The sequence below is a fragment of the Agrobacterium sp. DSM 25558 genome, from assembly GCF_900100825.1.
GTDB lineage: Bacteria > Pseudomonadota > Alphaproteobacteria > Rhizobiales > Rhizobiaceae > Agrobacterium.
The window spans coordinates 1-7,182 of sequence record NZ_FMUD01000067.1 but is presented as its reverse complement, the minus strand read 5'-3'; the positions used below and the strand labels follow the sequence as shown (position 1 = coordinate 7,182).

Sequence of the window (7,182 nt, the reverse complement as noted above, 5' to 3'; positions counted from 1 at the left end):
GCCATAAGTTGTGACGTTATGAGAAGCGGCATTCGGGTTCCCTGTCAATCGAGGATTGCAGCTCCTGGTAGATAAAATTTTCGTGATATGCGAATGCAGGAGAATACTCAAAATCGGAGTTTTTTATTAATAAAAATTTGTTGAGTTTATCTTAGGTTGCAAGAGGAACCAGGCCGGGGATATCTGATGCGTTTTGCAATAATTTTTGCCGTGTTGGCTGTAGTCGGCGGCGCGGGCGCGTTTTACACATCCAAAGAGACTGCGCCTAACTTCTCCTCTTACTATATAGCAACGATGGAGAAGCATCCTGATTTAGTCAGCAAGCACGTTGGAGAGACTTGGCAGAGCTGTTTGCCATCAAATGATCAGGTTAATCCGGTAACTCAACCCGTCCGGTCGCTCGTAGCTGACACTATTGCTCGATCGATGTTATTCATTGCGCAAGAAAAAACGCCAGAAGAAGCATCGCGCGAGCTGGTTCCTTGGATATTGGAGCGATCTAAGCTGTTATCCGCAGCTGAAAAGGATAGCTTTTTGGCACTGGCCCGGAAAGTTAACAATGTGGATATACAACTCTGCGTTATGTCGTCTCTTCAAAGTTCAGCCGGTTTCAGGTTGAATTCCTCCATCGCTGGGTGGGAACTACGGCGATAAGCGATGACCGGTAGGAAATGCAACGCAGTGTCCCTAGGACTGGTCGGCTTACGTATTCGTCAGCGCCAGCATGAAAGAATACGAGTTAGAGGAGTTCGCGTGATCGCTTTGCTCCCTTTTCGGAGACTTCTACATCCCTAAGTGTTTATCCGCAAAATTCTTCCTTTTATTTCTAGATCGCATCCAAATAACGTAACATCTTTTCACCTCAGAGCCATCTCCCTACAGTTCTGTGGAGAGGCTGGCGGCTTTGATGCAGTGAGCCCCTCGATTGGACCGCTGGAGATTAGAGTTTTCCGGCTCTCTTTACGATAGCGGGCTTGATTGCGCCAACGGGATTATGCCTGGTAATCAGGACTATATGACGAATGTCGCTCGAACCACAGCCAGCTACACGCCTTGGGCGGTTTGCGGCTTGCCCAATTCACTCGTGCCATTGCGCCTATGATTAACAGCGGGCGGATGTCAGCTTGACCTGCTTTGGAGATCCGCCAAGCCGCTCTTTGCCACCAGATGAGAACTGGCTCGGTGTGTTGCCCATGCTTCGCCTTGAGTGGAATCGAACCCTCGCCACCCTAGTCTCAGTGGCCATATTTACCCATAATTTTATAGTCCGATCAGATACTTGATCTTCGATTGGCAGTAAGGGAACGCCTCGTGGCTTTTTGACCCAGTACAATACCGCGAGAAAAGCTGACATTGGCAAAAATTCATCACCGTCGAACCGCGATCGAATGTCGTATCTGTTCCTTTTCGAAACTGACCAGCGGCTGTGGCTGTGCAGATAACGTAGCACTGACCTCAACAATCATCAGATGATGTCGACTGAGGTTGCAAGACTGACCGAACACTGAAATATTTTATCTAAGGCATCCTGATACTTCAGATCTTTCTCCGGTCGCGGGAGCGTTTGTTCAGAAATTGAGAAGTAAGGTCAGCTGTCAGCCTGGTAGCTTGATCAAAAGCGTCAATGATATCGGCAAACCATTCATCAGGCCGCGTATCATCCGTGCCGTGAAGGTTGAAGAATAAGGTTTTGGTTCCTTCTCGAGACCAAAGTCCAGTTTTTATGTGCCGCCCCGACAAATGTACGTAAGCAGAAGCTGCCTCATATGCTTCTGACAGGCCGGGGTACTTTTCATTCAATTTTCGATGGAGAAATGCATCGCTCAAAGGTTCACCCGTGCGCGCCTTGAGCTTTCGATAAATATTGTCATCCATCAACCAAATGCCGGCAGCTTCTACATCTTCGACCAGAGTAAGGCCGAACATGCGCATGGCCGTATCAAGTTGCAACCTGACGAGAGCGGCAGCTGATAATGTGTTTTTCGCTCTCACGAGAGTACAAAACGCATGGCTGAGCGAAGCTGCCTTCTTGATTGCGCCAAGCGCATACCATTCGATATCTGGAATTGTTGTACCCTGTGGTCCGAGATGGTCACTGGGCATTCGTGACAGCACAGCAGTTATTTTCTCGATTTCTTGAAGATGGTACTCAATGTCGAATGACGACGGTGGCGACTGATCCAAAAAACGTTGGCTCCGATTATGCTTGAGAAAACATGACTTTTCACTTCGTCAACGTGGAAAGCGAGCCGTGCACTACCATATAGTAGAGCACTTGTGCTTCAGCGTTCGTTGTCCTTGCACAACTTAGGGAAATCGGAGCGCTGTGTTCACGCTCCGACCATTTCAATGATCGAAACTAGGCAATCGCTTCTTTCATCGTTGAGAATTCAAAAACGCAAATTATTTCGATTACTGCGCAGCGATACCCGGCGAGTTCGCCCCTATGGAACTATGAATGTCCGCAGGATTGACCCCTTTTCGCTTTCCCCAATCTGCGAGATTTGGTGGGCGGTATTTGCTATCGTCTCGCCATCTTGCAAAAACGGAACCATCGATTGTCTCGTTAACCCTCGTGTGAGTTCCAGTCGAATCACCGAACGGTTCTGGTGCGATAGGTCGGTAGTCTCGCTTTTTCACCAAGAATATGTCCCCCTGAGGAACTCCTTGTAAGAGTCTGAGATCGCGCCGAGATGTTCATTGCCATCCATTTCAAGCTCATTGCGAAAAGCTAGTCCGAGATTTGCCGCTTTTTCCATCATCCACCGGAGCGGTATCTGCGCCAGCGTGTCATTGAAACAACCCCCGCCGACGTTCGCATGAGCGCCTACGAACCAGCGTTGTTCAACGCTCTCTACAGCCCTCATTGGAGCTGCTGCTGGAGCGCCCGTCTTTGTTCTGATTGTCCAGGGTGTTGGCGCGAATTTAGCTCGGTGCTCATCAATTGCGAGTGCATGAAACCCGTGCCTGACTGGTTTCCGAAGACCGGTATGATGAAACTTGAGCGTTGAAGAGCTGATGCCGACGAGACTGAAAGCTGGGACGCCGAGCGCCCCAACCGTATCCCAGACTCCGACCATTTCAATCGCTACCGGTCGCGAGTATTTTAACATCCAGCGCTCTTCGAGCGTCATGGTCTGGGCGTCAAAGGTAGGAAGTTTGTAAATTGTGCGGTCATCGTCGTTACGGTACCGCTCATACAGCTGGTCAACCCCCAGCGCTCCACCTGGTTTTAGAAGCCCGCAAATAGAGATAAATCCGGCAAGGCTGCGCGCCGTGTGGGCTCCTCGACTGAACCCGAAGATAAAGATTTGGTCACCGTCCTCGTAATTCTCGACAAGCCAATTGTAGGCCTCCTGCACTTTCTCGGTTAGGCCTTTCCCCCAGCCGCCGCCGATGACGCCGTTAACTCCAGTGTCGTAATATCGAAGCTGCTGACGACCTTCGGTGTCCTTGTCTGCGCAAAGGGAGCGGAGGCGCCACACATTTGTATTTGTGCCAACTGCATTCCACGTTCCGTCGAGGAATAAGGCAAGCTTCTTACTCGATGCTAAGGGCAGACCCGATATTTCCACTACCTCCACCTTTCCAAAAATACGCACGTCAAATTCGGGGGTCGCTTGCTTCACTACTGGTCAAACGCGGACCCGTCTCTTGTTGGTGTACGCCCAGTTATTTATTACAAAAGCTGTGCGGCCAGAGCAGCTTCGAACACTTTTTTGTAAGCAGTTTGAGTGCGTTTCCACACTTTCGACTAACCTTTTATTTGCCGTTGCGAACGCGATCTGAATTGGTCAGTGCCTCGCCCAAGCGGCCTAACGTTTCCTTCATCGCTTGCTCAGCAGATTGAGTGAGCGATTTTGCACCACCTTCACAAGCAAAGCCGGCATCGCCTTGCGCGTTGCCGTCACCGGAGACTGTAGTGCCAAGCAGGCGCCCCGATTGCCCGTCAACAGTAATGGATGCCGCGACCTCAACTTCCGTTTCCATGCCGGCAACCCAGAAGCCTGGCACAACGCGCAGTCGAGCGTTCACGTCTTCGCCCTTAACGATAATCATGCCACGGGCACCACGCGCCTTGAGCTCATCGCGGCCGACAGGCGCTTGAACAGGCTCCAAGTCGGTCACCAGGTTTGCAAAGGTCTGCCTTACCGAGCCAGAAAAGCTGGATGAGAGATTGAGCGGGAATGTGTGCGCTGCGCAGTTCATGTCCGATGGCTTGATTGGCTTATCCAGCTTCGACCCATCTACGAAGAGCAAGTACTTGCCGGGAAGCTTGCCTTCATAAGACGAATAGACATTGTAAGTTGCGACTGTGAGCGGCTCGGCCTTGTATTGGCAGGCCGTTAGCACTGCGCAAGAAAATAGCGCTGCAGCGAATTTGATGTTCATGATGCCCCCGATAAAAATCCCCGAAAGGCAATAAGCACGGCAACAATCTGGAGTCGAGTAAGAATAGATTAGAATAGACTTTTATGACCATGCACCAGTTAGGGGGAGTAGCATTCAGCCAGACACGGCGGCCGTTTTGGATGAGAGCACAAAAAATCGCGCTTTTCGCGAAAACCTTTCCACAGCGTTCAATTAGTGGTTTCGTAGTTTGCTGAACCTGATAATGTGAGGCGGTTCTAATGAAACGCGGGCGGGGGCCGGCACGAAATGCTATCAATGCAACTGCGCGCTCCGTCGGATTCCCAAACAAGCGCGAAGATATGGCGAACCACGACCAACCTTAATATGCGAAGGCGACCGGATCCAAACTCGCCTTTGATCGAGGTGCTGCCCACAGGTCTCGTTGTGACCATAGTCGACGAACAGGCTGGTTGGGTCCAAGTTCTGGTGGAGGAAACGGGCCAAAACGGATGGGTGAATGCCAGGTTTCTAACAGAGGATTAGGCAAACCGAAGCGAAAATTGCGTGATTTTCATCGAAGATCGGGTCGTACATACACGCACTTCCATGTGGCGAAAAACGTCTCTGATGAAACCGATAGCGTGCTGATTGCCGATCCTGAAGGACAGGAAATTCCAGCCGCCGATTTGATCAGCAACAAATCTCAGCATGGCGCGAGGCGGAGTTTCTTCGGCCAGCAGCACTAGACCCGGGTATCGCATCAGACATAGCTGAATGGCAAAGCCGAGCCGGTTGTGATTACGTCTCCGCAGATCGATCTCGAGGCGATCCGCCAATGACAACGAATAGTGTCGGATCAGGCTGTCCTCGTCGAGTGGTATGTCGACAAGCTTCCGTCGATCTTGATCTTTGAGAAGCTTTCGCTTTGCCATTGCCTGACTCCATTCATCACCAATCTGCACGAGCGTTGTAGAGTCGGGCGGACCAGAGAAATCAAAACTTGCGCATGTCGATGGCAATCCACAGAGATCGAACGCCCCAAATCCGAGCTATGGCATTGTTCATGCTTCGTTCGGCCTTAGCGTACGATTTCGGACTGCTCTTGTTCTGACCCCGACCCGACCAGGTGGTTAAACTCATCCATGAAAAAGCGATGCCGGTGCTCTTGCTGACACATGAGGAAACCGACATCTGGATGAACGCACCGTGTGATGAGGCGAAGGACCTTGCGCGACCACTGCCACCTGACGCGCTGATGATTTGGTCGCATGGGCCTTATGGATCATCGATCGCAACAAAAGAAGGCGAGACCTTGACCAGCCAAGGTCCGTTCCAACATCTTCCCAGCGAGGAGTCGGCAAGATGAATGAAGTTCCTGCCATAAGGGATTTCCGTGGTAGCAGGTGCGCTTAACTGGGTCTCCATACCGTACTTTCAGATCTAAAGGTCAATGTCAGACGTCTACGAACAGCTTCGTGAACCAGTTCTCAGGCTTAAGCGTCAGCAACAAGTGCGTTTTTGGCTCTCATAGCCTATCACTTCTTGTTGGATGTTCATCCTGCATTCGCTATATCCGGTTCCTATTTCCGCAACCGACATCTGGAGAGTAGATTGAGCAGTTTGACGAAAGACCAAAATGCTGAAATTGCCGCCTTGAGACTGAATTCCTCGAGCACTCTACGGCCGGTTTCATCCGGACTAGAGGAGATTCTGCATACGCCATTCCCTGTTCTTGATCATGGCATTGTTAGAGTCGTCGACTACATGGGTGACGACAACGCCATCGTCCAGGCAGCGCGCGTGTCCTATGGTAGGGGGACGAAACGCGTCCAGGAAGACAGCGGGCTCATCAACTACTTGCTCCGCCACCACCATACGACGCCGTTTGAAATGGCGGAGATAAAATTCCATGTGAAGCTCCCTATTTTTGTGGCGCGTCAATGGATTCGCCACCGTACTGCCAGTGTCAACGAGTACTCCGCACGTTATTCGGTTCTCGACAATGAATTTTATATTCCCAAGCCTCAACATCTAGCTGCCCAGTCGATCTCAAACAAACAGGGCAGAGGTTCCGTATTGGAAGGCGACGAAGCGGCGGAGATTCTTGCCCTCCTCCGAAGAGACGCGGAAAGCGCGTATTCGGGCTACTCAACCATGTTGAACGACCCTGCGAACCCGGACCATCGTGAAGACCGCGTCGGACTGGCTCGAGAATTAGCTCGAATGAACCTCTCGCTGAACTTCTATACGCAGTGGTATTGGAAGACCAACCTGCACAACCTAATGAACTTCCTTCGATTGCGAGCCGATAAGCATGCTCAGTATGAGATCCGGGCCTATGCCGATATCATGCTCAACATAATGGCGGCATGGGTGCCACTAGCACATGCGGCATTCCTTGAGCACCGAATGGAAGCTGTACAGTTGTCGGGAAGCGCAGTGAAGGCTGTCCGGCGTATGATCGCCGGAGAGGCCGTCACGCAAGAAACTTCTGGGATGAGTGCGCGCGAATGGCAGGAGTTGCAATCTGCGCTAGACTTGTAAAGCTGCTTTTATGGCAGGTCTGTGGCGAAACAACTCGGTGAGATTGAGAACGTAAGCCGAGCTTCCAATGGTGGAATAAGCCTCTTCGTTATACGCGCCCACCTCGGCATAGCATACCTGAGTGTCCGTTACACGTTGAGCATAAAGCCCGACGCCGATCGTCGAAAGCTTGGTGTGAAGTGGAGCCAATACAACGTTCGACGCCTCTAACTTGGGTATCGCGCTCTCCAATTCGGCCGCGACCAAAAGTGGGTCGCGTGCAGAAAACTCGAATGTGGACTCGAT

At 51.3% G+C, this 7,182-nt stretch carries 7 protein-coding genes and 2 pseudogenes; 4 read left to right on the top strand and 5 right to left on the bottom strand.

The window, feature by feature from the left end; all coding sequences use genetic code 11:
- Positions 1-186 precede the first annotated feature (186 nt).
- Positions 187-654: a hypothetical protein gene (locus DSM25558_RS27235; protein WP_077107741.1), complete on the top strand. Its 468-nt coding sequence runs from the start codon at positions 187-189 to the stop codon at positions 652-654.
- A gap of 882 nt (positions 655-1,536) precedes the next feature.
- Here DSM25558_RS27235 and DSM25558_RS27225 read toward each other — a convergent pair.
- The 3 genes from DSM25558_RS27225 to DSM25558_RS27215 form a co-directional block, all read right to left on the bottom strand.
- Positions 1,537-2,184: a hypothetical protein gene (locus DSM25558_RS27225; protein WP_143240272.1), complete on the bottom strand. Its 648-nt coding sequence runs from the start codon at positions 2,182-2,184 to the stop codon at positions 1,537-1,539.
- Positions 2,185-2,636: 452 nt separating this feature from the next.
- On the bottom strand, positions 2,637-3,629 hold the full coding sequence (locus tag DSM25558_RS27220) for a DUF2235 domain-containing protein (protein WP_244554337.1): 993 nt from the start codon (positions 3,627-3,629) through the stop codon (positions 2,637-2,639).
- A gap of 133 nt (positions 3,630-3,762) precedes the next feature.
- Positions 3,763-4,392: a hypothetical protein gene (locus DSM25558_RS27215; protein ID WP_244554336.1), complete on the bottom strand. Its 630-nt coding sequence runs from the start codon at positions 4,390-4,392 to the stop codon at positions 3,763-3,765.
- Between the two features lie 267 nt (positions 4,393-4,659).
- On the opposite strand from DSM25558_RS27215, the gene DSM25558_RS27210 reads away from it, so the two are divergent.
- Positions 4,660-4,896 (top strand): SH3 domain-containing protein, encoded by a 237-nt coding sequence (locus DSM25558_RS27210; protein ID WP_083716683.1) that lies wholly within the window; start codon positions 4,660-4,662, stop codon positions 4,894-4,896.
- On the opposite strand, the gene DSM25558_RS29575 is transcribed toward DSM25558_RS27210, so the two are convergent.
- Positions 4,893-5,285 carry a DUF4158 domain-containing protein gene (locus DSM25558_RS29575; protein ID WP_244554334.1) on the bottom strand — a complete coding sequence of 131 codons (393 nt, stop codon included), beginning with the start codon at positions 5,283-5,285 and terminating at the stop codon, positions 4,893-4,895. The genes DSM25558_RS27210 and DSM25558_RS29575 overlap by 4 nt on opposite strands.
- 185 nt (positions 5,286-5,470) lie before the next feature.
- On the opposite strand from DSM25558_RS29575, the pseudogene DSM25558_RS29570 reads away from it, so the two are divergent.
- A pseudogene (locus DSM25558_RS29570) lies at positions 5,471-5,719 on the top strand (hypothetical protein); the annotation flags it as partial.
- Positions 5,720-5,964: 245 nt separating this feature from the next.
- On the top strand, positions 5,965-6,897 hold the full coding sequence (gene thyX / locus DSM25558_RS27195) for an FAD-dependent thymidylate synthase (RefSeq protein ID WP_077107739.1): 933 nt from the start codon (positions 5,965-5,967) through the stop codon (positions 6,895-6,897).
- On the opposite strand, the pseudogene DSM25558_RS29160 reads toward thyX, so the two are convergent.
- Positions 6,886-7,182, bottom strand: a pseudogene (locus tag DSM25558_RS29160) (hypothetical protein); the annotation flags it as partial. The gene thyX and the pseudogene DSM25558_RS29160 sit on opposite strands and share 12 nt — an antisense overlap.